The sequence below is a fragment of the Saccharothrix sabaoui genome, from assembly GCF_051756985.1.
Classification (GTDB): domain Bacteria; phylum Actinomycetota; class Actinomycetes; order Mycobacteriales; family Pseudonocardiaceae; genus Actinosynnema.
Genome location: NZ_JBPKJK010000002.1, coordinates 113,434 through 135,302 on the forward strand (window position 1 = coordinate 113,434; position 21,869 = coordinate 135,302).

Consider the following 21,869-nt stretch of genomic DNA (forward strand, 5'->3'; position numbering starts at 1 on the left):
CGGTGTATTTCCTGCTTTGTTACCGGCGGGAAACCTTATTAGAACCTCAAATCATTTCAGGATTCGGGAAGCGTCCAGCTGCCGAACCGGGGTGTGTCCACGCGGCGGATGGGCACGGTCGTCTCGTTGTCCGGGACGGGCTCGACCGACCCGCCCCCCACCGGACCCGACCCCGGTGCTGTCGGACCCGGTGCTGTCGGACCCGGTCCCGCCGGGCCGGTCACGGCACCGATCGGCGCGATGTCGTCCTCGGCCTCGATCCCGTCCCCGGTCCCGTCCCCGTCCTCGTCCGGCAGGTCGTCGTCCGGGAACCCGTCGCCCTCGCGCCGGGCGTCCTCGTAGGCCACCAGCGCCTCGGCCAGCAGCTCCGCGAGGCTGAGGTCGCTCTTGGGCCGGCGCGCGGCGCGGGTGGCGCTGGGCGAGTCCAGCACCGGCGGCTCGACCACGGCGGGCAGTTCGATCGTGCGACCGCCGACCACGACGGACGTGACGAACGGCTGCTCGGGCTCCTCGGCCTCCACGTCGGCGGCACCCAGGAACCCGGACGGCGACGGCTTGGCGGGCGGGGCGGGCGGGGCGGAGGGCACGGGGTCCGGCACCGGTACCGGCGGCACCTGGTCGGGCTCGGGCACCGGCGGCACCTGGCTGGGCTCGGGGACGGACGGCGTCGTGTCCGGCTCCGGCACGGGCGGCAGGGGCGGCTCGGGCTCCTCGGCCGGCTGCGCCGGCTGCGGCTGGGACGGCCGGGGCACGAACGGCTCCGGCTCGGGCTCCTCCTCGCGGAAGGGCGCGGTCCGCCGAACCGACACGTCGGCGCGGGCGGCACCTCGCTGCTCCACCTCCACCACGGCATCCACCCAGGCGTCCGTCGCGGTGTCCACCCCGGCCTCCGCCCGGACCTGCTCGTCGGGCACCACGTCGGCGGTCTCCACCGCGTCGTGCCACGAATCCCGCGGCGCGGCGGAGTGATTTCCACCACTCGCCGTGAATGGTTCGGAGGTCCCAGGGGCGGGCGTCGCCGCGGCGCCATCCCGAGACGGGTCGGCGGTGAGCGGCGGGAATGGGAACCCGTCCGCCGCCGGCACCGGGAAATCAGGCGGTTCGGGCACCCGCGCGGTGGGGATGACCGGACCCTTCACAAATGCGGCACCGAGTCCGACAGGCGGAACGTCATCCCGGATGGCGGGCTGGACCATCGTCGGCGAGTCGAACATGTCGACGTCGTCGCCCGGCTCCTCCGCCCGCAGCCGGGCGGGGGCCTCGACCTTCCACTTCACGGTCTCGCCCTCGACAGCCGGGCTCCCGACCTCGGCAGCCGCAGGCTCATCATCAGCCTGGGCGGGGTTTTCCCCTCCGGCCAGAGCTTCAGCCGCCCCGGTCTCAGCCTCAGCCTCGGGAGCACGCCGGCGGCCACCGGCGCGCTGCGGGTCGAGCAACCCGGCGGCCTTGAGGTTGTCGAGCACGCTCGACTCCCCACCGTCCTGCTCGCTCTCCTCCTCGGTGGTCTCCCGGGCAGCCCTCCGCCGGCCACTGCGCACGGCACCGGCAGCGGCGATCAACCCGGCGGCGGGCACGCTGCGCTCCCCCTCGCCGGCCCCTTCCGCCGCGAGGGGATCACCGGACCCCGACCGGACCGGCTCCGCCTCCACGGCGTCCGCTTCCCCGGTCCGCACGCCCTCCGGCTGCGCGGGGCCCTCCTGCCCGGCCTCGGCTTGCCCGGCCTCGGCTTGCATGGGCTCGGCTTGCATGGGCTCGGCTTGCGCGGGATGCGGGGACTCGGCCGGGATGCGCGGGATCAACACGGTCGCCTCGACCACCGAGTCCGGTCCGACGTGCGGGCGACCGATCCCCGTGCCGAAGCCGAGACCGCCGGACATGGACGGTCCCGCCTGGTCGACGGGCCGCTCCCCCACCACCGGCTGCGGCGGGATGGCCTGGCCCGGGGCCCGGTGCTGGGCCGCGTGCGTGTTCAACGCGGTCGGGTACGGCTCCGCCGCAGCCTGGGCGACGCCCTCACCGGCAGCGGGGGGCGGGGGCGCGACAGGGCCGGTGGTCGTGGGCGCAGGCGTCGGGCCGGTCGCCGGTGCGGGTGCGGGTGCGGGTGCGGGTGCGGAGGAGTTGAGGCTGGGCGGCACTTCAGGCGCGTCCGGGAACCGGGGCGACTCGGCACCGGTCGGCGGAGCGGGGAAGACCGGAGCGCCCGGGTTCACGGGCACACCGGGTGTCGCGGAGGTGTGCCGGGCCGGGGCCGGGAGCGTTCCGGGCAGGGGCGTTCCGGGCAGGGGCGTTCCGGGCAGGGCGGTGCCCGGGAACCGGGTGCCGCTGGGAGTGGTGGGGCCTTGTGCCAAGCCGCCTGGAGGGGTGGGGGGTTGGGAGAGGGCGGTTGGTGCGGTGGGCCTCGCTTGGCCGCTTCTGGCGTGTTCGGGGCGGCCCTGCGTCGTCTGCGGGGGTGGGTCCGGCGCTCGTCGGCGACCTGCGGTGGGTGGACCTGCGGCAGGCAGACCTGCGGCGGGCGGACCCGAGGCCGGACTCGAAGTCGGCGGTGGGGCCGGCGGGACCGGCGCGGCCGGTGGGAGCGCTGCGGCCGACTGCTCGACCGGCGACTGCCCCGTGGAGGTCTGTCCCGTGGAGGTCTGTCCCGTGGGGGTCTGCGCGGTGGAGGTCGGGGCGGTGAGGGTCTGCGCGGTGGAGGTCGGGGTGGCGGCGGTGGGGGTGGCGGGGGGCGGATCGGTCGGGAGCTGAGCGTCGTCGGGCTCGTCCGTGCCGAACGGCTGGACCAGGCGCCAGCGGTCCGCGGCGTGGGCCCTCGCGGCGGAGATGCCGTCCACCGTCATGTCTTCCGCGGCACGGCGGGAGCGCTTCGCGCGCATTCCCTCGTTGCGGTGCACCTGGACCGGCCGCCACTGGCGCAGCTGCTGCCTGGCCTCCGGGGTCAGGGCGGGGTCCGCCGGGGGCGTGGGGGGCGCGACCGCGGTGCTGCCGGCGCTGAGGAGGGCGGTCAGGTCGTCGTGCAGCCCGCCGACCGGGTGGCGGTGGACGCCCGAGAACTCGGCGGCGAGCCTGGCCCGCACGGCGTAGACGGCCCGGGCGCGCCGGCGTTCGGCGGCGTGCGCGGACCGCAGGTCGACCAGGGCCTCGGGCAGGTTGCCCGCGACCTCGTGGACGTGGGCCAGCGCGAGCAGGCTCTCCGCGAGCAGCGTGTCGAGCTGGTGGCGTTCGGCGCTGTCGGCCGCGTCGCGGAGCAGGTCGCGGGCCTGGTCGACCCGGCCCGCGGGCAGGTGGACCCTGGTCGCCAGGGCCAGCCGCAGCCAACCCGTGGTGGCCGCCGACGGGGCGCGCACCGGGCGTTCCAGCAGCGGGGTGCCGACCTCGGACGCCTCGCCCGGCTTGCCCGAGTCGAGCAGGGCGCAGACCAGCTCCACGCTGAGCCTGCCCCGCACCTGGCCGTTGTCGGACTCGGGGTCCTGGAGCCGGTCGAGGTGGGACAGGCCCTCGCGGCACGCGTCGACGGCCGCCGCCAGGTCGCCCCAGCGTCGGTACTGGCCCGCCCCAGCGGCCCGGAGCAGGCCGCGGTGCAGCAGGGTCGTGTCGTGGTCGAGCGCCGGGTCGGCCTGGTAGAGGCGGTCCGCCTCGTCCAGGGCCTGGGCGAGTGCCGGGCCCCGGCCGACCGAGACCAGGCACTCGGCGGCCTGCACCAGCGCGCCGGCGCGCAGGGCCGGCGGCACGCCGTCCGCCTCCAGGACGGGGCGCACGGCCGCGAAACCGGTCAGCGGCGCGCCGACCGACCTGGCGCTGTCGGCCAGCTCGACCCGCAGCCGCCAAGCCGTCTCGTGCTGGGCCGCGACCTCGGCCGCCTTCAGGGCGTCGAGCGCCCGGTCGGCGGTCTTCACGCCGCGGCCCATGCGGTTGCTCGCGAAGACCACGAGGGCCTCCGCGCGCAACCGGTCGACCTCGTCGCGCCGGGTGGAGGCGAGGGCGACGGCGCGTTCGCCCAGCACCAGAGCGAGCTCCGGTGCCCGCCAACGCAGTTGCCAGGCGGGCACGACCAGCGTGCTCACCTCGACGTCCGCCCGCGCCTCGCCCCTCGCCGCCACGATGTCGACCCGGCTCTCAGTCCCGTGTGAGCTTGCGGTAGGTCACGCGGTGCGGCCTGGCCGCCTCCGCGCCGAGGCGCTCGACCTTGTTCTTCTCGTAGCCCTCGAAGTTGCCCTCGAACCAGTACCAGCTCGACGGGTTCTCGTCCGTGCCCTCCCACGCGAGGATGTGCGTGGCGACGCGGTCGAGGAACCACCGGTCGTGCGAGATGACCACGGCGCAGCCGGGGAACTGCTCCAGCGCGTTCTCCAGCGACCCCAGGGTCTCGACGTCCAGGTCGTTCGTCGGCTCGTCGAGCAGGATCAGGTTGCCGCCCTGCTTGAGGGTCAGCGCCAGGTTGAGCCGGTTGCGCTCGCCACCGGAGAGCACGCCCGCCGGCTTCTGCTGGTCAGGGCCCTTGAAGCCGAACGCGCTGACGTACGCCCGCGAAGGCATCTCGACGCTGCCGACGTGGATGTAGTCGAGACCGTCCGAGACCACCTCCCACACGTTCTTCTTCGGGTCGAGACCGCCGCGGTTCTGGTCGACGTAGGAGAGCTTCACCGTCTCGCCGACCTTGACCTCGCCGGAGTCGGGCTGCTCCAGCCCCACGATGGTCTTGAACAGCGTCGTCTTGCCCACGCCGTTCGGACCGATCACGCCGACGATGCCGTTGCGCGGGAGGCTGAACGACAGGCCGTCGATCAGCACCCGGTCGCCGAAGCCCTTCTTGAGGTTGTCGACCTCGACCACGACGCTGCCCAGACGCGGGCCCGGCGGGATCTGGATCTCCTCGAAGTCGAGCTTGCGGGTCTTCTCCGCCTCCGCGGCCATCTCCTCGTAGCGGCCGAGGCGAGCCTTGGACTTGGCCTGGCGGGCCTTGGCGCCCGACCGGACCCAGTCCAGCTCGTCCTTGAGCCGCTTCTGGAGCTTCTGGTCCTTCTTGCCCTGGACCGCCAGGCGCTCGGCCTTCTTCTCCAGGTAGGTGGAGTAGTTGCCCTCGTAGACGTGGGCCCGACCTCGTTCGAGCTCCAGGATCCACTGGGACAGGTTGTCGAGGAAGTACCGGTCGTGGGTGACCGCCAGGACGGCGCCCTGGTACTGCGCGAGGTGCTGCTCCAGCCACAGGACGCTCTCCGCGTCCAGGTGGTTGGTGGGCTCGTCGAGCAGCAGCAGGTCGGGCTTGCTCAGCAGCAGCTTGCACAGCGCCACCCGGCGGCGCTCACCACCCGACAGCACCTTCACGTCGGCGTCGGGCGGCGGGCAGCGCAGGGCGTCCATCGCCTGCTCCAGCTGGGAGTCGAGGTCCCACGCGTCCGCGTGGTCCAGCTCCTCCTGGAGCTGCCCCATCTCCTCCATCAGCTCGTCGGAGTAGTCGACGGCCATCTTCTCGGCGATCTCGTTGTAGCGGTCGAGCTTGACCTTGATCTCGCCCAGGCCCTCCTGGACGTTGCCCAGGACGCTCTTCTCCTCGTTGAGCGGCGGCTCCTGCTGGAGGATGCCCACCGAGTACCCCGGCGACAGGTAGGCCTCGCCGTTGCCCGGTGTGTCCAGGCCGGCCATGATCTTCAGCACGCTCGACTTGCCGGCGCCGTTCGGGCCGACCAAGCCGATCTTCGCACCGGGGTAGAACATGATCGTGACGTCATCGAGGATGACCTTGTCCCCGTGCGCCTTGCGCACCTTCTTCATGGTGTAGATGAACTCGGCCATGCCCGCGATCGTAGAGCGGTGCCGATCGGGCCCGAACCTCGGACGCCGGCAACGGACGGGGCGACAACGCAGAGTTAGCGCGAACGTGGGTCACCCACACCTGTCACACGGCCTTCCGGCCGCACAGGCACAACCCTGCGACCAGCACGTCCTGCCGGATGCGCGAACTCGTAGCGGTGTCAACCCCCGATGCCTGCGTGCGGGTCCGCCCGTGGCGCCGACCCCACGACCTCCCCCCTCCACGCTCGCAACGGCGACGACTGCCCGGGCATTCTCCGCCGCGATCGGGTCGTGGGAAGGCTTCGTGGCCCGATTGGTTCAGAATGGCACCTCGGCGACCTCCTTCGGACGCGCGTCCTCACCCGCCCGAACCAGCGCCGGTTCACCCTCGCGGACGGTCTCCACCTCGGGCGACGTGCGGGCGCTGGGCAGCACGAGCTGCTCGACCGCCGCCGCCGGCACCCGTTCCGGCTCCGGCGCGGCCCGTGCCTCGACGACTTCGGGTGTCCGCCGGGTCCGGGTGACGACGGCCGTGCACAGGGCGAGGTTGGGGCCGACCGCGCCGGCCTCGACGTCGAGCACCTGGCGCAGCGCGCCCTCGTACTCCAGTTCCTTGATGGTCATCCGGCCGCTGACCACCACCGGGTCGCCCCTGGTCAGCGAGGCGTGCACGTTGTCGGCCAGCGCCCGCCAGCAGGTGACCGACAGGAACATCTGGTCGCCGTCGACCCAGGCCCGCTCCTCGCCCTGCCAGCGGCGTTCGGTGGTGAACAGCCGGAACACCGTCTTGCTGCAGCCGGTGCCGACCTTGGTGCGGGTGACGGTGCTCGCCACGGTGCCGCAGATGGTGACGCGCGTCTCGTTGTAGGCCATGGCCCCTCCTCGGTGGTGGTCGCTCGGGGTCCAGGTTGCCGCCGGTGGCGGGGGTGGCGACAGGGCGGGATCGCGAACTGTGGACAACTCGCGAGGTTGTGGGCAACTCATGAGTGAGCGCTCACTCGTTGACATGAGTGAGGACTCACTCATACGCTCGTGGCATGTCCGAGGACACCACCCGACGCCGCAGGCGAGCACCCGCGATGAGCCCGGAGGACCGCCGCGAGGCGATCGTGCGGGCCACCGTCCCGCTGCTGTTCGTGCACGGCGCCAACGTCACGACCAGCCAGATCGCCCAGGCCGCCGGCATCGCGGAGGGCACCGTCTTCCGGGCTTTCAAGGACAAGCGGGAACTCGTCCGCGCGTGCGTGCGGTCCGTGCTCGCGGTCGACGCCGAGCTGGAGCTGATCGACCGGGCGGGGGCGGCCGACACCCTCGCCGAACGCCTGGCCGGGGCGATCGGCGCCGTCTCCGGCTACCTGGACCGGATGTGGTCGCTCGGCAGCGTGCTGCGCGAGTCGGGCTACGACCCGCACGCCGAGGAGGGCGAGCACAAAGGGCCGCCGGTCGAGATGCAGCGCATCTCCGGCCGCGTCGCCTCGCTGTTCGGCCCGGACGCCGCCCGGCTCCGCGTCGACGCGGACCTCGCCGCGCGCCTGCTGCTCGGGCTCGTGTTCACCAACCGCATGCAGGGCCGGGGGTTCGGCGACTCCACCGCCGAGGTCGACCAGCTGGTCGAGGTGTTCCTGCACGGCGTACTGAGGGGAGACCAGTGGACGACCTGATGATCGAGGCCACCGACGTCGGCAAGGCGTTCGGGGCGCAGAAGGCGCTCGACGGGGTGAGCGTCGCCGTGCCGAGGGGCACCGTGCTCGGCCTGCTCGGCCACAACGGCGCGGGCAAGACCACCCTGGTCAACGTGCTCACGACGCTGCTGCCGCCGGACTCCGGCCGGGCGCGCGTGGCCGGGTTCGACGTGGTCGGGCAGGGCCACCAGGTGCGCAGGCGCATCGGCCTGACCGGCCAGTTCGCCGCCGTGGACGAGCAGCTGACCGGCCTGGACAATCTCGTGCTGATCGCCCGGCTGCTCGGCGCGCGCACCCGGGAGGCGAAGGCGCGCGGCGCCGAGCTGCTGGAGCTGTTCGGCCTCGGGGACGCGGCGAAGCGCCCGGCGCGCACCTACTCCGGCGGTATGCGGCGGCGCCTCGACCTGGCCGCGAGCCTCGTCGGCCACCCAGAGGTGATCTTCCTCGACGAACCGCACCGGCCTCGACCCGGCCGCCCGCCTGGGCCTGTGGGAGATCGTCGAGGGCCTGGTCACCGACGGCACGACCGTGCTGCTGACCACCCAGTACCTGGACGAGGCCGACCGGCTCGCCGACTCGATCACCGTGCTCGCGCGGGGCCGGGTCGTCGCCTCCGGCACCAGCGCCGAGCTGAAGGCCCAGGTCGGCCGGCGCACCGTCACGGTCACCCTCGGCGACGCCGGTGACGTGCCGCGGGCCGCGCTGGCCCTCGAACGCGCCGGGCTCCAGCCCGTGCCCGCCCGGGACACGCTGACCGCGCCCGTCACGTCGTCGCGCGAGATCGCCACCGTGGTCCGCGCCCTGGACGAGGTCGGCCTGGAGGCCACCGAGCTGGCGCTGGGCGAACCGACCCTCGACGACGTCTACCTCACCCTCGCGCAGCACGCGGCCTGAACAGGAGCACCCCGACATGACCGCCCCCCTCGCCGCACCGGACACCCGCTGGCGCGGCACCGGCTTCGGCACGCAGGTGCTCGTGCTGACGCGGCGATCGCTGCGCGCCCTCGTCGGCGACCCGCGGATGATCGTGTTCAGCGTCCTGCAACCGCTGATCATGCTCACCCTGTTCAGCCAGATCTTCGCGAGCATCGCGGCCACGCCGGGCTTCCCGCCGGGCGTGCCCTACATCGACTTCCTGATGCCCGCGATCCTGGTCAACACGGCCATGCAGTCCGCGCTCCAGGCCGGGGTGGGCCTCGTCACGGACATGAAGAACGGCGTGCTGGCCCGGTTCCGGTCGCTGCCGATCAACCCCGGTTCCGTGCTCGTCGCGCGCAGCCTGTCCGACCTCGTCCGCACGGCCGCGCAACTGGTGCTGATGACGCTGTTCGCGGTGCTGGTCTTCGGCTTCTCCCCCGCGGGCGGCGCGCCGGGCGTCCTCGGCGCGCTGGCGCTGTCGCTGGCCGTCGGCTGGGGCCTGGGCTGGGTCTTCCTGGCCATCGCCGCGTGGCTGCGCAACGCCGAGCTGATGCAGACCGTCGGCTTCCTGGCGATGTTCCCGCTGATGTTCGCGTCCAGCGCGTACGTGCCGATCAGCGGCCTGCCGGGCTGGTTGCAGGCGGTCGCGGGCGTCAACCCGCTGACCGGCGCGGTCGACGCGGCCCGCGCGCTGGCCCTCGCGCACCCGGTGACCGGGGTGGTGGGCGCGCTCGTCACCACCGCCGCCCTGGCCGCGGCGGGCTGGGCGGTGACCGTGAAGGGCTTCCGGAGGCCCCTCTAGTCGTCCTTCCCGGACATCTTGCGCAGCATCGCGTTGTACGCGGCGAGGTCCGCGTCACCGTCCGCGTCCGCCCGCCGGTCCGACCGGCGGGCCTCGCGGCCGTCCGACCGGGCCCACTGCACGAGCAGCGCCACCATCACCACGATCAGCGGCAGCTCGCCCGCCGCCCACGCGATGCCGCCGCCCAGCCGCTGGTCCTCCAGCTGCGAGGACACCCACGGCAGGGCCAGCGAGCGGTAGAAGTCCTCGCCGATCACCGTCTGCGAGCTCATCAGCACGATGCCGAAGAACGCGTGGAACGGGATCGAGGCGAACAGCAGCCCCAGCCGGCCCAGCGGGGGCAGCCGGTTCGGCGACGGGTCGATGCCGATCACCGGCCAGTAGAAGACGTAGCCGACCAGGATGAAGTGGGCGTTCATCGCCAGGTGCGCCCAGTGGTAGTCCAGCGCCGCGTCGAACAGGCCCGAGAAGTACAGGCCGTAGAACGAGCCCACGAACAGCGCCAACGCCACGAACGGGTTGGTCAGCACCTTCGCCACCGGCGAGTGCGTGAACGCCAGCAGCCACTCGCGCGCCCCCGGCGGGTTGTCCTTGCCCGCGGCAGGCAGCGCGCGCAGCGCCAGCGTCACCGGGCCGCCCAGCACCAGCAGGATCGGCGCCAGCATGGACAGCAGCATGTGCGCTTCCATGTGGATGCTGAACATGGCGGGCGCGTACCGGCCCAGGCCCGACGACGTGGCGAACACCACGGTCAGGCAGCCCGCGACCCAGGCGACCGTGCGGCCCACCGGCCACGCGTCACCGCGCCTGCGCAGCTTCCGCACGCCCAGCAGGTAGACCACCGCCAGCGCCAGGAAGAGCGTGCCGAAGACCAGGTCGAACCGCCAGTCGAACAGCAGGCGGGACGCGGTGGGCGCGCCGAACAGGTCGTAGCCGATCTTCAGCTCCACCGAGCTGGGCAGCACCCGGCCCTCGACCGGCGGGGGCGTGCGGCTCAGCGCCGCGGCCAGGCCGAGCGTGAGGAACATCAGCAGCACCTCGACGCCCGCCAGCCTCAGCAGCGCGCGCCCGGAGCCGGTGGCGACGACCTGCTTCACGCCCTTCTCGCGCTGGAGGTAGCCGACCACGCCGAGCACCACCAGCGCCGCCGTCTTGCCCAGCACCAGCAGGCCGTAGTCGCTGCCGAACAGCTGGTCCAGCGGCAGCCGCACGTAGGCGTTGACCACGCCGGAGACGGCCATCACGACCCAGCACACCAGGGCGAGCTTCGAGAACCGGGACGTGGCCAGCCCCAGGTGGTCGCCGCCGCGGCGGCCGTGCGCGAGCAGCGCGACCAGCCCGCCAACCCACAGCGCCGCCGCGATCAGGTGGTACAGCAGGCTGTTCGTGGCCACGTCGTGCGAGCCGCCGCCCGACGAGTGCCCCGTCACCGCGACCGGGACCAGCGCGAACACCGACAGGAAGAACAGCGCCGTCGTCCAGCCCCACGACAGCACCAGGCGGCAGCCGAGGGCGAGCAGCGCCACCAGCACGGCGGTGATCATCCACGCCTTCGCCTGCTCCACCAGGCCCGCGACCTGGAACAGCACGGCCGGTTCCAGCAGCACCGACACGGGCTGGCCGAGCGCGTCGGCCACCGTGTACGGCACCGACGCCACCGCGCCCGCCGTCCACGCCAGGGCCGCCCAGGCCGCCGTGCGCAGGGCCGCGTAGCCGTCGGCGGCGAGCGTGCCGCTGCGCTGCGGCGGCACGAGGAACGCCGCGAGCAGCAGCGAACCGATCGTCACGACCGCCGCCGACTCGGTGAGCACGCGCACGACGATCAGACCCGGCCGGTCGTCGCCGGTGACCGCCAGCAGGCCCGCCGCGACCAGCGCGGCCGTCGTGGCGCCGATGGCGAGCAGGGGGACCAGGCCCGTGCGCTGGGTTCGGGTGGGCGCTTCAGTGGTCACGGCACGAGCCTAGGCGGCCCGGGCGGCGTGCCACCAACCGCCGGACGTGCGCAGATCACACCCACTACCGTTGCCCGACGTGACCAGCTCCCGCTCGGTGCCCGCGATGGCCCTCGCCCTGCTCCTCACGGCCGGGTGCAGCTACACCGTCAACGGCGACGCGCTGCCGGCGGCCGACGTCACGCCCTCGTCGTCCCCCGCGACCAGCGCCCCCGCCGGGGACGCCGCGCCGAGGATCGCCCGGCCGCGCACCGTCGTCGGCGTCGAGCCGTGCTCGCTGCTCACCGCCGACGACCTGAAGCCCATCGGGCCGTTCAAGAAGGAGCCGGCGCGCAAGGACGACGTGATCCAGGAGTCGTGCCAGTACGTCCTGGACGACGGCACGCCCGCCGGCCGCACCGTCGTCGCCGCGCTCTACCAGAGGTACGAGCAGGTGCGGGAGCGGCAGGAACGGGGGCGCGAGGTCGTCGTCGAGGGGCACTCCGCCTGGGTGTACTGCGAGCTGAGCGGCCAGGAGATGGCGTGCACGGCGACGTTGGCGGTGAACACCAACCGCAGCGTGCTGGTGGCGATGGCCCAGCCCGGCGGGGTCGACGAGCAGATGATCGCCGCCATGCAGCCGCTGCTCAAGGCCGGGTTGAGCCGACTCCCGCTCGCGTGACCTCGCGGTCGCGGGAGCGGCGGGCCAGCCACACCATCGGCACGATCAGGGCGATCACGACCGCCACGAACCCCAGCGACACCGACAGGTCGCTCGCGTGCGCGATGCCGCCGACGAGCGGCGGACCGGCCAGGAAGCCCGTGTAGGCGACCGTCGTCACCAGGCCGATCTCCCGCTCGCCGCCCGTGCCGTCGGCGCGCTTGCCCGCGTCGCCCGCCAGGTCCATGACCACCGGGAACGAGAAGGCCAGGCCCAGCCCGGCGAGACCGAAGCCGACGAAGCCGGCCGCCGCCACCGGCACCAGCACGGCCAGCGCGAACCCGCCCGAGGCCACGACCGCGCCCGCCGCGAGCAGCCGGTGCGGCCCGAGGAGGCGCTGGGCCGGTTCGCCGAGCAGGCGCGCGGCGGCCATGGCGACCGAGAAGCCCGCGTACCCCGCGGCGGCGGTGGCCTCGTCCAGCCCGCGTTCCGTGACGAAGAACAGCGCCGACCAGTCCGACGCCGCGCCCTCGGCGATGGCCGAGCACAGCGTCACGGCGGCGAGCAGCCACAGCAGCGGGCGCTTGAGCACGGGCCGCTCGTCCGCCCGGGCGTCGGTCGCGTCACCGGTCGCGCCGGGGACGGCCCTGACGATCCAGGCCATCACGAGCGCGCCGACGACGGCCGCGGTGAGCAGGTGGCGGACGAGTCCCCAGCCGGCGCTCGCCGCCGCCGCGGCGCCCAGCGAGCCGATCAGGCCGCCGACGCTGAAGCCCGCGTGGAACTGGGGCATGAGCGGCCGGCGGAGGGTGCGCGTGACGGCGACCGCGGCGACGTTCATGCCGACGTCGAGCAGCGCGCCGCACGACCCGAGGACGAACAGGACCAGGCCAAGCTGGAGGGGCGACCGGGTCAGCGTGAGGCAGGGCACGGCGACCACGGTCACCACCGCGCCGACGACGACCAGGGTGCGCGCGCCGACCCGGGCGCAGGCGCGCGCGGCGAACGGCGCGGTCAGCGCCAGGCCGGCGCTCGCGCCCAGCAGGGCCAGGCCGAGGGTCGCCTCGGTGGCGCCGACCTGCGTGGCAAGAGCGGGCATGCGGGCCGCCCAGGACAGGAACAGCGCCCCGTTGAACAGGAACACCGCGAAGACGGCGAGGCGTGGCGTGGGCATGCGGACCAGTGTGTCTGAAGCGCTTCAGAACTTCCAACCGGTTACCTGGCTACGCTCACCGCGTGGACCGCCCCCGGAAGCCGACGCTCGACACGGTGGCCGGCGTGGTCGGCGTGTCGCGCGCCACGGTGTCCAACGCCTACAACCGGCCGGACCAGCTGTCCGCCGCGCTGCGCGAGCGCATCCTGGAGGCCGCGGCGTCCCTCGGCTACGGCGGGCCCGACCCGGTGGCGCGCAGCCTCGCGACCCGGCACAGCGCCGCCGTCGGGTTCATGCTCGGGCAGGGGCTGTCCGCCTCGTTCTCCGACCCGGCCCTGTCGATCGTGCTCGACGGCCTCGCCTCGACCGTCGACGTCCACGACCACACGTTGGTGTTAATGCCCGGCCGGGAGCGCGGTGGACCCCGCCCGGAGACCGTGGCCCGCGCCCAGGCCGACGTCGTGGTCGCCTACTCGCTGCCCTCCGACGCGCCCGCGTTCGACGCCGTGCGGGCCCGCGGCCTGCCGATGGTGGTCATCGACCAGCCCGTTCTCGACGGCACGGCGCGCGTCGAGGTCGACGACGCCGGCGGCGCGCGGCTGGCCGCGACGTGCCTGCGGTCGCTCGGGCACCGGAACGTCGGCGTGGTGACCTTCGCCCTGCACCCGGACGGCCGCAACGGCCCCGTCGCGCCGGAGCGCGCGGCGTCCTCACCGTTCCGCGTCACCACCGACCGGCTCGCCGGCTACCTCGACGTGGTCGGGGTCGGCGCGCCGGTCTGGGAGTGCGCCCGCAGCAGCCGCGAGCTGGGCCGGGTGGGCGCGCGCGAACTGCTGTCCGCGCCGGACCGGCCGACCGCCGTGCTGTGCATGTCGGACGAGCTGGCGTTCGGCGTCCTCCAAGCGGTGCGCGACCTGGGCCTGCGCGTGCCCGACGACGTGTCGGTGATCGGTTTCGACGACGTCCCGGCCGCCGAGCACGCCGAGCCGCCGTTGACCACGGTGCGTCAACCCCTGGCCGACAAGGGCCGCCGAGCGGGTGAACTGGCGCTCAAGCTCCTCGACGGCGGGAGACCGGACGAGCCGACGAGACTCGGCGTTTCCCTCGTCCAGCGCGCCTCCACGGCCGCCAAACCGTGATCTGAGTCACTTTCCTGCCATCTTGATCACCCTTCAGGCGCCCGAACGGAAACGCCGGACGTCTTCCGGACGATGTGTCCGGTGGGGCGGCTACGCTGCTACACCGCGTGGTCACCAGCCCCTCAAGCCTCCGTAGCTCAGTGGAGAGAGCGAGGGACTTCTAATCCCGAGGTCGCAGGTTCGAATCCTGCCGGGGGCGCTTCGGCGCCGTACGTGACGGTGTGGCCGGTCCCCGGTCAGGATCGGCCCACACCACACCGCTCCCCGTCACGGGGTGGCGCGGGTGGCGCAGGTCTCCGACCGGCAGCCCCAGGTGCCGGGGACCGCGCCGACGGTCACCAGGGCCGCGTGCGCCAGGAAGCGGTCGCGCTTGGCGCGTTCGTCGAGGGCTTCGCAGTCGCACGGCGTGTCGTGGGCGGGTCGTTCGTCGTGCGCCAGGCCCATGTAGCCCGGGGGCACGCCGAGGGCCTCGGCGATGTCGGTCAGGGCGTCGTAGGACTCGACCCTGCCGCCCGCCAGGACGGCGTCCACCTCGTGCGGCGACTGGCCGGTCAGGGTGGCCAGGTGGTGGCGCTGGACGCCGTGGCGCAGGAGCAGGCGGTAGACGGTGTCGATGCGGCGCAGGGCCAGGGCGGCGCGCATCTCGGGCTGGTCCCACACGTCCGGCAGGTCGGTCGCGGGGCGCCGGGGGCGGACGGCCCGTTCGTGCAGGGCGGCGCCGGGCGCGGTGGTGGCGAGCCAGTGGTTCCACGCCCACTTCGGGTCCTCGGGTTCGGTGGCGGTCGGGGTGGGGGCCGGGGTCAGGGCCACGCCGCGCACGGTGTTGCGGAACGCGTAGGGCACGGCGGCCGTGTCGGGGACGGCGCACGTGGAGCGGGTGAGGATCGCGGCCACCGCGTCGGCCGGGGGGCCGTTGCGCCAGTACAGCTCCAGCGCGTCGCCGACGACCACGCCGTCCAGCCAGGCCGCGCCGCGCCACAGCGGGAGCCTGCGCAGGACGCCGCTCATCACGGCGGTGGGCGAGGACGTGCGGTGGACGGGTTCGACGGGCGGGGGTCCGGCGGGCAGGCCCGCCTCGACGGCCTGCCGCCAGCGCTTCCGCGTCACGCCGAGCAGGCGCACCTCGCCGTCGGGCGCGCGCAGGTCGAGGTGGTCGCGGCCGGGGTGGGCGCGCAGGCCGGGCACGCCGCGGAGCCGGTCGCCGGAGAGCACCGGGAGGACCTCGGCCAGCAGGTGGTCGAGGGCGGTGTCGTGCACGCGCAGGCCGACCACCGGGGAGTCCAGCCGCACCCGGTCGACCAGGGCCGTCGGGCGCAGCGGGTGGCCGCGCCGGCGCATCCGGGCCATGGCGCGGACCACCGCCTGGAGGACCCCGGCCTCGAAGCGCTGCTGGCCGGGGCCGGCGACGGGCACGAGCGGTCCGGCGTGACCGCCGCCCCGCTGTCTGCGGATCTCGTTCGGCGTCTCGCCGGTGCACCGGCAGCGCTTGCGGAGATCGGAGCTTGTCAGCACGAGGGTCCTCCGGCCGCCGCCCGGTCGGCACCACCGCCGTCCGGGCACACTGGATCGCGGGAGTGGGTGGGGATGCGGGCGCGTCGCCGTCGGACGCGCTCTGGAGGCACCCGCTCCGACCGGGTCAGGAGGAGCCTCGGTGGCAGCCGCACCTGCCAGGTCACGAAACTACAACATCAGCAGGTGCGGCGGCCGTTCGATCACTCGAAGGTGGGACCCGGGGACCGGGCGGCCGTTCAGCGCTTGACGCCCACGGCGGCCAGGCCGGCGACGCGCTCCGGGTGCTCGTCGACGTCCTCCAGCGACACCGGCCGCCACAGCGGCAGGTGCACCACGCCCGGCTCGACCAGGTCGAACCCGCTGAACAACGCCTCGACCTCGGCCTTCGTGCGCATGGTCATCGGCGTGGCGGTGCGGTTGCGGTACAGGTCGGAGTGCTCGTCGGCCTGGTCGTCCTGACCGTCGCGGGTGGCGTGCGAGAGGACGAGCAGGCTGCCCGGCGCCACGGCGTCGCGGTAGGCGGCGACCACCCCGGCCGGGTCCTCGGGCACGAAGTGCAGCACGGCGACCATCATCACGGCCACCGGGCGGCTCAGGTCGAGCAGGTCGCGCACCTGCGGGGAGGACAGCACGTCGTCCGGCCGCCGCAGGTCCGCCTGGACGACGCCGGTCTGCCGGTCGTCGCCGAGGATCGTGCGGCTGTAGGTGACCGCGATCGGGTCGTTGTCGACGTAGACGACCCGGGCGGCGGGGTCGGCGTCGCGGGCGACCTCGTGCACGTTGCCCACGGTGGGGATGCCGGAGCCCAGGTCGAGGAACTGGTCCACGCCGCGCGCGGCGCAGTGCTGCACCGCGCGCCGCAGGAACGCCCGGTTCGCCTGCATGATCAGCGGCAGCTCGGGCCACATCCGGATGGCCTGCTCGGCCATCTCGCGGTCGACCGCGAAGTTGTGCGCCCCGCCGAGGTAGTAGTCGTACACGCGGGCGGCGCTGGGCCTGGTCAGGTCGATGTCCGGTCGCTCGGTCACGCTCGGCTCCCTTCCCCGGCGGGGAGCTTAGGGCGTGGGCCGCGCGGGGTCGTCGCCGCCGGGGTGCAACGAGCAGGCTTGTCACCCGTTCGGAGTAGTCGAGCCTCACCGGGCGTGCGGCGGCCCCGGAGCCGGGACAGCTGATCACGAGGGTGCCCGGGTAGCCCGTTCGCACGCCGTTTTTGTCGGACCCCCTCGGTAGGATCGAACACGAGTTCGACCTGCGCGCGAGGGGAGCCTGTCGTGGAGCCGATCAGCGTGACCGCACTGTCCTTCACCGAGTACGCCATGAGCGGCCAGCGTGGCCGGATCAACATCGTGTCCGACCAGCGGCGCACCTACCTGTCCTCGGAGCAGTGGGTGGCCGGGTTCTACAACCCCGTGCGCGACGCGATGCGCCGCGCGGCCAACTCGCCCGACCCGGCCGCGGAGCTGGACAGGGCGGTCGAGGCGGCGCGGGAGCACGGCCGGTCCGGGCAGGCGCGGGCGTTCGAGGAGGTGCGGGAGGGGTTCGTGCCGTGGCTGCGGTCGACGCGGGCGACGGGCGTGCCCGCGGGCGCCGCCCGGTGGCAGGCGGGCGAGCTGTCGCTGCGGGTCCGGCCGCACCTGGGGCTGCTCGCGCCGGACGGGTCGCGGGCGGCGGTGACGGTGTACGTGAAGGAGCCGCCGCTGACGCAGGAGGCTGCGAACGTGGCGCTGCGCGTGATGCAGCAGACGATGGCCGACGTGCTGCCCGGCGCGACGCCGCTGGTGCTGGACGCGCGGCGGGGGCGGGCGTTCCGGATGTCGCGGCGGACGAACCTGGCGAAGCTGGACGCGCTGATCGCGGCCGAGGCGGCCGGGTACGTCGTGCACTGGCGGATGAGCGCCTGAGCCGATGAGCGCCCGGACCGGCCGGGCGCCGGTCAGCGCGCGAAGCCGGCCGGGTCGTGCGGGAAGGCGCCGCCCACGACGGTGGCGAGGACCGCGATGCCGGCGATCCCGGCGGGGTCGCACGTCAGCGGGTCGGCGTCGAGCACCACCAGGTCGGCGAACTTGCCCGGCGCGATCGTGCCCAGGCGGTCCTCCGCGCGGCACGCGTACGCGGCGCCCGTGGTGTAGGCGGCGACGGCCTCGCGCGCGGTGACGGCCTCGTCCGGGCCGACCGGGAGGCCGGAGGCGGAGAGTCGCTCGACCATGAACTGGATGGCCCGCAGCGGCGCGCCGTCGGCGACCGGGCGGTCGGAGCTGCCCGCGACGGTGATGCCGCGGTCGAGGAAGGCGCGGCCGCGGTACATCCAGGGGGCGCGCTCGGGGCCCATGATGCGCGAGTAGTCGTCGCCGTAGGCGTGCAGGAACGTCGGCTGGACCACCGGGACCACGTCCAGCTCGGCGATGCGGTCGAGCTGCTCGGGGCGCACCAGGCCGCAGTGCTCGATGCGGTGGCGCGCGTCGGGGCGGGGCCGGGCGGCCTGGGCGTCGGCGAGGGCGTCGAGGGCGAAGTCGACGGCCCGGTCGCCGATGGCGTGCACGGCGAGCTGCCACCCGGCGGCGTGGCCGTCGAGGATCGCGGCGCGCATCAGCTCGGGGTCGTCCTGGAGCTGCCCCGCGGTGTCCATGCCCTCGTACGGCCGGGTCAGCGCGGCGGTGCGGGCCATCATGCCGCCGTCGGTCCACAGCTTGAGCGGGCCGAGGGACAGCCGGTCGCCGCCGAACCCGGTGCGCAGGCCGAGCGGCACGGCGCGGCGCACACCGTCGTCGGCGTGCGCGGCGACCGGTTCGAGGCGGTCCGCGGACACCATGAGCTGGACGCGGATCGGCAGCGCGGCCCGCTGGTACGCCTCGACCTCCAGCGGGCTGCTGCCGATCAGGCCGCCGCCGACACCCGCCTCGGCGGCGAGCACGACGCCCTCGCGGGCGCACTGGCGCGCGCCGAGCTCGACGTCGGCGGCGATGTCGTCGAGCGAGTAGGGCAGCCGCAGCGCGCGCACGGCGCTCTGCGCGCCCTCGGCGAGGAACCCGGTGAGCGTGCCGTCGGCGTCGCGCTGGGCGTCGCGCAGCACGTGGCCCGGCAGCACGGCCAGGACGTCGGAGCCGACGACGCACGCGTGCCCGGACAGGTCCTGGACGTAGACGCGCGGCCCGACCCGGTCGAGGTCGCGCGCGGTGAGCGGGCGGTCGAGCGCGCGGTGGTCGTAGCCCGCGACCTCCAGCCAGTCCGACGACCGGGGGGCGACGCGCAGCAGGTCGACGACCTGGGCGACGGTCCGGCACGCGGAGATGTCGAGGGTGCGCGACGCCCGGCCGGCCCACGCCAGGTGGGTGTGCGCGTCGACGAACCCGGGCAGCACGACCGCGCCGTCCAGGTCGACCACGCGCCGGGCGGGCAGGTGGGCGACCTCGTCGTCCAGCCCGACGACCCGGCCCGCCCACACGCCGATCACGGACGCGGCGGGGCGGACCGGGTCCATGGTCACGACCCGCCCGCGCACGAACTTCAGGTCCAGGATCACCCGCTGAGGCTAGACCACACCTAGTTAGGTTAGGGTTGGATAACTTAGGCGATACTAAGGAGAAACCCATGCGGGTCGTCATGTTCGGCTACCAGACCTGGGGCCACCGGACGCTCCAGGCGCTGCTGGACTCCGAGCACGAGGTGGTCGCGGTGGTCACCCACCCCAAGAGCGACCACGCCTACGAGCGCATCTGGAGCGACTCCGTCGCCGACCTCGCCGCCGAGCACGGCGTGGAGACGATCATCCGCAACCGCCCGGACGACGACGAGCTGCTCCAGCGGCTCACGGAGATCGCGCCGGACGTCATCGTCGCCACGAACTGGCGCACGTGGATCCCGCCGCGCGTCTTCACCCTGCCCAAGCACGGCACGCTGAACGTGCACGACTCGCTGCTGCCCGCCTACGCGGGCTTCTCGCCGCTGATCTGGGCCCTGATCAACGACGAGAAGGAGGTCGGCGTCACCGCGCACGTGATGGACGAGACGCTGGACGCCGGGGACATCGTGCTCCAGCGGTCGGTGCCGGTCGGCCCGCGCGACACGACGGCGGACCTGTTCCGCAAGACGCTGGAGCTGTTCGGCCCGATCACCGTGGACGGCCTGGCCGAGATCGCCTCGGGCCGCACCGACTTCCGGAAGCAGGACCGCTCGAAGGCGAGCTTCTTCCACAAGCGCGCCGAGGAGGACCTGCGCATCGACTTCACGTGGGAGGCCGACGAGCTGGACCGGCTCGTGCGCGCCCAGTGCGCGCCGTACCCGAGCGCGTTCTGCTTCCACAAGGGCGAGCGGCTGGAGATCGTCGAGGCCGAGGTGTCGGCGGAGTGCTACGGCGGCACGCCCGGCCGGATCTTCTACCGCGAGGGCGACGGCGTGGCGATCGTGGCCGGTGCCCTGGCGCGCCGCGGGAAGAACCGCGCGCTGCTGGTGAAGAAGGTGCGCACCGAGGACGGCCGCGAGCTGGGCGCGACGGAGTACTTCACGACGATGGGCGGCTACCTGACGAGCCGCCCCTGACGACCCGCCCCTGACGACCCGGCCCTCATCGGCCGGCCCCGACGGGGGGCGTGGTGGCGGGCGCGTGCTGAGACGCGCCGAAGGGCGATCCCGGGGTGGGTGTTCCCGTGGGGCCGCTCATCACTGATCATGGGTGCATGAGCGGCAAGCGGTCGACCACTGTGACCGGCGCGGTGGTGCTGGTCCTCCTCGTCGTGATCGGCTACTACCTGACCCGGGAGGACGGGACGGCGCCACCGTCGCCGACCGCGCCCGTCCCGTCGGGGCCGGCCTCGCCCGGCGACGACCCGGCCGCGCAGCTGGCCGCGCTGACCGTGGCGCCCGAGGGGAAGATGACCGGCTACAGCCGGGAGCGGTTCCCGCACTGGAGCAGCCAGGGCGACTCGTGCGACACGCGGGAGGTCGTGCTCCAGCGGCAGGGCACGGAGGTGCGGACCGACTCGGCGTGCAAGGCCACGGCGGGGACGTGGACCAGCCCGTACGACGGGGTCGTGGTGGACGACGCGGGCAAGCTCGACATCGACCACACCGTGGCGCTGGCGGAGGCGTGGCGGTCGGGCGCGGACGGGTGGACCGACGAGCAGCGCCAGAAGTTCGCCAACGACATGGGCGGGTTGCAGCTGATCGCGGTGACGGCGAGCAGCAACCGCTCGAAGGGCGACCAGGACGCGGCCAAGTGGAAGCCGCCGGTGGAGGCGTACTGGTGCACCTACGCGCGGGCCGTGGTGTCGGTGAAGACGCTGTACGCGTTGAGCGTGGACGAGGCGGAGCGCGACGCGCTCGCCTCGATGCTCAAGACCTGCTGACCCGGCTCAAGACCTGGTGACCCGCGTCAGTCGCGGAGGCTCTCCAGCTGGTCCTTGATGTCGGTGTACGCCTCGGCGCGGCGGACCCAGGCGGCGAAGCCGGAGGAGGCCGACGGGACCTCGCCCAGCGGTGAGATCGGGTCGGTGACGGCGTACTCCAGCCGGTAGGCGACCAGCGCCACGGCGGCCTCCACCCACTGCGCCGGGTCGGGGGCGGTGATCTCGCCCAGGCCGACGCGGAACCACAGGGGCAGCCGGGCGTCGGTCGCCAGGGAGCGCTCCAGCCTGCGGCGGGCGACGTCGACGATCTCCTGCCGGGCCTTCTCGCCGGACAGCACGGCCTCGGCGCGCCACGGCTCCTCGGCGGCCAGCTCGTCGGCGGCCAGCCGCTGGGCGGCGGCGGACGCGCTGAACTCCTGCGCGTTGACCCGCCACTCCAGGTTCTGCACCTCGTGCTGGAGGGCGTCGCGCTCGAAGCGCGGCATGCGGCCCGCGGCCAGCCGGGCCAGTCCGGCGTCGCGCTGCTCCTTGAGCGACTCGTACTCGGCCACCTCGGCGCGCAGGTCGGCGCGGACCGAGTCGGCCAGCAGCTCCTGCTCGGCGTCCCACGCGGCGCGCAGCGCCTCCACGGTCCCGGTGATCCCGGCGATCGCGTCGAGGTCCTCGTCCGGGCCCGAGCCGGTGCCGGACAGCCTGCGTTCGAGCACGTGCAGGCGCACGCTCAGGCGGTTCACCTCGTCGATCACCATCTTGGTGTTCGCGACGAGGTCGGCGACAGTCGGCTCGATCTCGTCGAGCCGTTCCTTCTCGGTGGCCACACCGCCAGCCAACCGCACCGCGAGCCCCTGTCCAGGGACGGAGCGGGAAAACCACGCGGACGGGCCGTCGAGTCCCACCGTTTCGGTCAATGCCCGGTGACGCACCGTGATGATGACTGAACAG

General features: G+C 73.9%; 16 protein-coding genes, 1 tRNA gene and 1 pseudogene. 9 read left to right on the forward strand and 9 right to left on the reverse strand.

The window, feature by feature from the left end; all coding sequences use genetic code 11:
• Positions 1 to 56: 56 nt before the first annotated feature.
• The 3 genes from ACR807_RS01320 to ACR807_RS01330 all read right to left on the reverse strand — a co-directional run bounded on the left by ACR807_RS01320 (position 57) and on the right by ACR807_RS01330 (position 6,660).
• The gene (locus ACR807_RS01320; RefSeq protein WP_438919292.1) at positions 57 to 4,094 is read right to left on the reverse strand and encodes a hypothetical protein; all 4,038 of its coding nucleotides are present in this window, start codon (positions 4,092 to 4,094) and stop codon (positions 57 to 59) included.
• A 16-nt stretch (positions 4,095 to 4,110) separates the two neighbouring features.
• Positions 4,111 to 5,787 carry an energy-dependent translational throttle protein EttA gene (gene ettA, locus ACR807_RS01325; RefSeq protein ID WP_438919293.1) on the reverse strand — a complete coding sequence of 559 codons (1,677 nt, stop codon included), beginning with the start codon at positions 5,785 to 5,787 and terminating at the stop codon, positions 4,111 to 4,113.
• Between the two features lie 318 nt (positions 5,788 to 6,105).
• A complete protein-coding gene (locus ACR807_RS01330) occupies positions 6,106 to 6,660 on the reverse strand; it encodes a single-stranded DNA-binding protein (protein ID WP_438919294.1) in 555 nt (184 codons plus the stop codon).
• A 164-nt stretch (positions 6,661 to 6,824) separates the two neighbouring features.
• Here ACR807_RS01330 and ACR807_RS01335 point away from each other — a divergent pair, with 164 nt between their 5' ends.
• The 3 genes and pseudogenes from ACR807_RS01335 (at position 6,825) to ACR807_RS01345 (ending at position 9,189) form a co-directional block, all read left to right on the forward strand.
• Positions 6,825 to 7,448 carry a TetR/AcrR family transcriptional regulator gene (locus ACR807_RS01335; RefSeq protein ID WP_438919295.1) on the forward strand — a complete coding sequence of 208 codons (624 nt, stop codon included), beginning with the start codon at positions 6,825 to 6,827 and terminating at the stop codon, positions 7,446 to 7,448.
• Positions 7,436 to 8,363 (forward strand): annotated as a pseudogene (locus ACR807_RS01340) (ATP-binding cassette domain-containing protein). Before ACR807_RS01335 ends, ACR807_RS01340 begins: the two are co-directional and overlap by 13 nt.
• A 16-nt stretch (positions 8,364 to 8,379) precedes the next feature.
• Positions 8,380 to 9,189 (forward strand): ABC transporter permease, encoded by an 810-nt coding sequence (locus ACR807_RS01345; protein WP_438919296.1) that lies wholly within the window; start codon positions 8,380 to 8,382, stop codon positions 9,187 to 9,189.
• Here the strand turns inward: ACR807_RS01345 and ACR807_RS01350 are convergent.
• Positions 9,186 to 11,141: a bifunctional copper resistance protein CopD/cytochrome c oxidase assembly protein gene (locus tag ACR807_RS01350; RefSeq protein ID WP_438919297.1), complete on the reverse strand. Its 1,956-nt coding sequence runs from the start codon at positions 11,139 to 11,141 to the stop codon at positions 9,186 to 9,188. The genes ACR807_RS01345 and ACR807_RS01350 overlap by 4 nt on opposite strands.
• Before the next feature lie 79 nt (positions 11,142 to 11,220).
• Between ACR807_RS01350 and ACR807_RS01355 the strand changes: the two genes are divergently transcribed.
• Complete coding sequence (locus ACR807_RS01355; protein ID WP_438919298.1) at positions 11,221 to 11,802, forward strand: DUF3558 family protein; 582 nt, start codon at positions 11,221 to 11,223, stop codon at positions 11,800 to 11,802.
• Here ACR807_RS01355 and ACR807_RS01360 read toward each other — a convergent pair.
• Entirely contained in the window at positions 11,768 to 12,955 is a 1,188-nt protein-coding gene (locus ACR807_RS01360) for an MFS transporter (RefSeq protein WP_438919299.1), read from the reverse strand. The genes ACR807_RS01355 and ACR807_RS01360 overlap by 35 nt on opposite strands.
• A gap of 62 nt (positions 12,956 to 13,017) precedes the next feature.
• On the opposite strand from ACR807_RS01360, the gene ACR807_RS01365 reads away from it, so the two are divergent.
• Positions 13,018 to 14,073 (forward strand): LacI family DNA-binding transcriptional regulator, encoded by a 1,056-nt coding sequence (locus ACR807_RS01365; RefSeq protein WP_438919300.1) that lies wholly within the window; start codon positions 13,018 to 13,020, stop codon positions 14,071 to 14,073.
• A 126-nt stretch (positions 14,074 to 14,199) separates the two neighbouring features.
• Positions 14,200 to 14,272 (forward strand) — tRNA-Arg (locus ACR807_RS01370).
• A gap of 68 nt (positions 14,273 to 14,340) precedes the next feature.
• Here ACR807_RS01370 and ACR807_RS01375 read toward each other — a convergent pair.
• Both ACR807_RS01375 and ACR807_RS01380 read right to left on the reverse strand, forming a co-directional pair.
• Positions 14,341 to 15,585, reverse strand: a complete 1,245-nt coding sequence (locus ACR807_RS01375) for a hypothetical protein (RefSeq protein ID WP_438919301.1) — start codon at positions 15,583 to 15,585, stop codon at positions 14,341 to 14,343.
• A gap of 236 nt (positions 15,586 to 15,821) precedes the next feature.
• Positions 15,822 to 16,613 (reverse strand): SAM-dependent methyltransferase, encoded by a 792-nt coding sequence (locus ACR807_RS01380; protein ID WP_438919302.1) that lies wholly within the window; start codon positions 16,611 to 16,613, stop codon positions 15,822 to 15,824.
• Positions 16,614 to 16,856: 243 nt separating this feature from the next.
• Here ACR807_RS01380 and ACR807_RS01385 point away from each other — a divergent pair, with 243 nt between their 5' ends.
• Complete coding sequence (locus ACR807_RS01385; RefSeq protein ID WP_438919303.1) at positions 16,857 to 17,486, forward strand: hypothetical protein; 630 nt, start codon at positions 16,857 to 16,859, stop codon at positions 17,484 to 17,486.
• Between the two features lie 32 nt (positions 17,487 to 17,518).
• On the opposite strand, the gene ACR807_RS01390 is transcribed toward ACR807_RS01385, so the two are convergent.
• Complete coding sequence (locus ACR807_RS01390) at positions 17,519 to 19,105, reverse strand: amidohydrolase (RefSeq protein ID WP_438919304.1); 1,587 nt, start codon at positions 19,103 to 19,105, stop codon at positions 17,519 to 17,521.
• A 68-nt stretch (positions 19,106 to 19,173) separates the two neighbouring features.
• Between ACR807_RS01390 and ACR807_RS01395 the strand changes: the two genes are divergently transcribed.
• Positions 19,174 to 20,121 (forward strand): methionyl-tRNA formyltransferase, encoded by a 948-nt coding sequence (locus tag ACR807_RS01395; RefSeq protein ID WP_438919305.1) that lies wholly within the window; start codon positions 19,174 to 19,176, stop codon positions 20,119 to 20,121.
• A 137-nt stretch (positions 20,122 to 20,258) separates the two neighbouring features.
• A complete protein-coding gene (locus tag ACR807_RS01400; protein ID WP_438919306.1) occupies positions 20,259 to 20,927 on the forward strand; it encodes an HNH endonuclease family protein in 669 nt (222 codons plus the stop codon).
• Between the two features lie 26 nt (positions 20,928 to 20,953).
• On the opposite strand, the gene ACR807_RS01405 is transcribed toward ACR807_RS01400, so the two are convergent.
• Positions 20,954 to 21,745 carry a hypothetical protein gene (locus tag ACR807_RS01405; RefSeq protein ID WP_438919307.1) on the reverse strand — a complete coding sequence of 264 codons (792 nt, stop codon included), beginning with the start codon at positions 21,743 to 21,745 and terminating at the stop codon, positions 20,954 to 20,956.
• Positions 21,746 to 21,869: the final 124 nt, after the last annotated feature.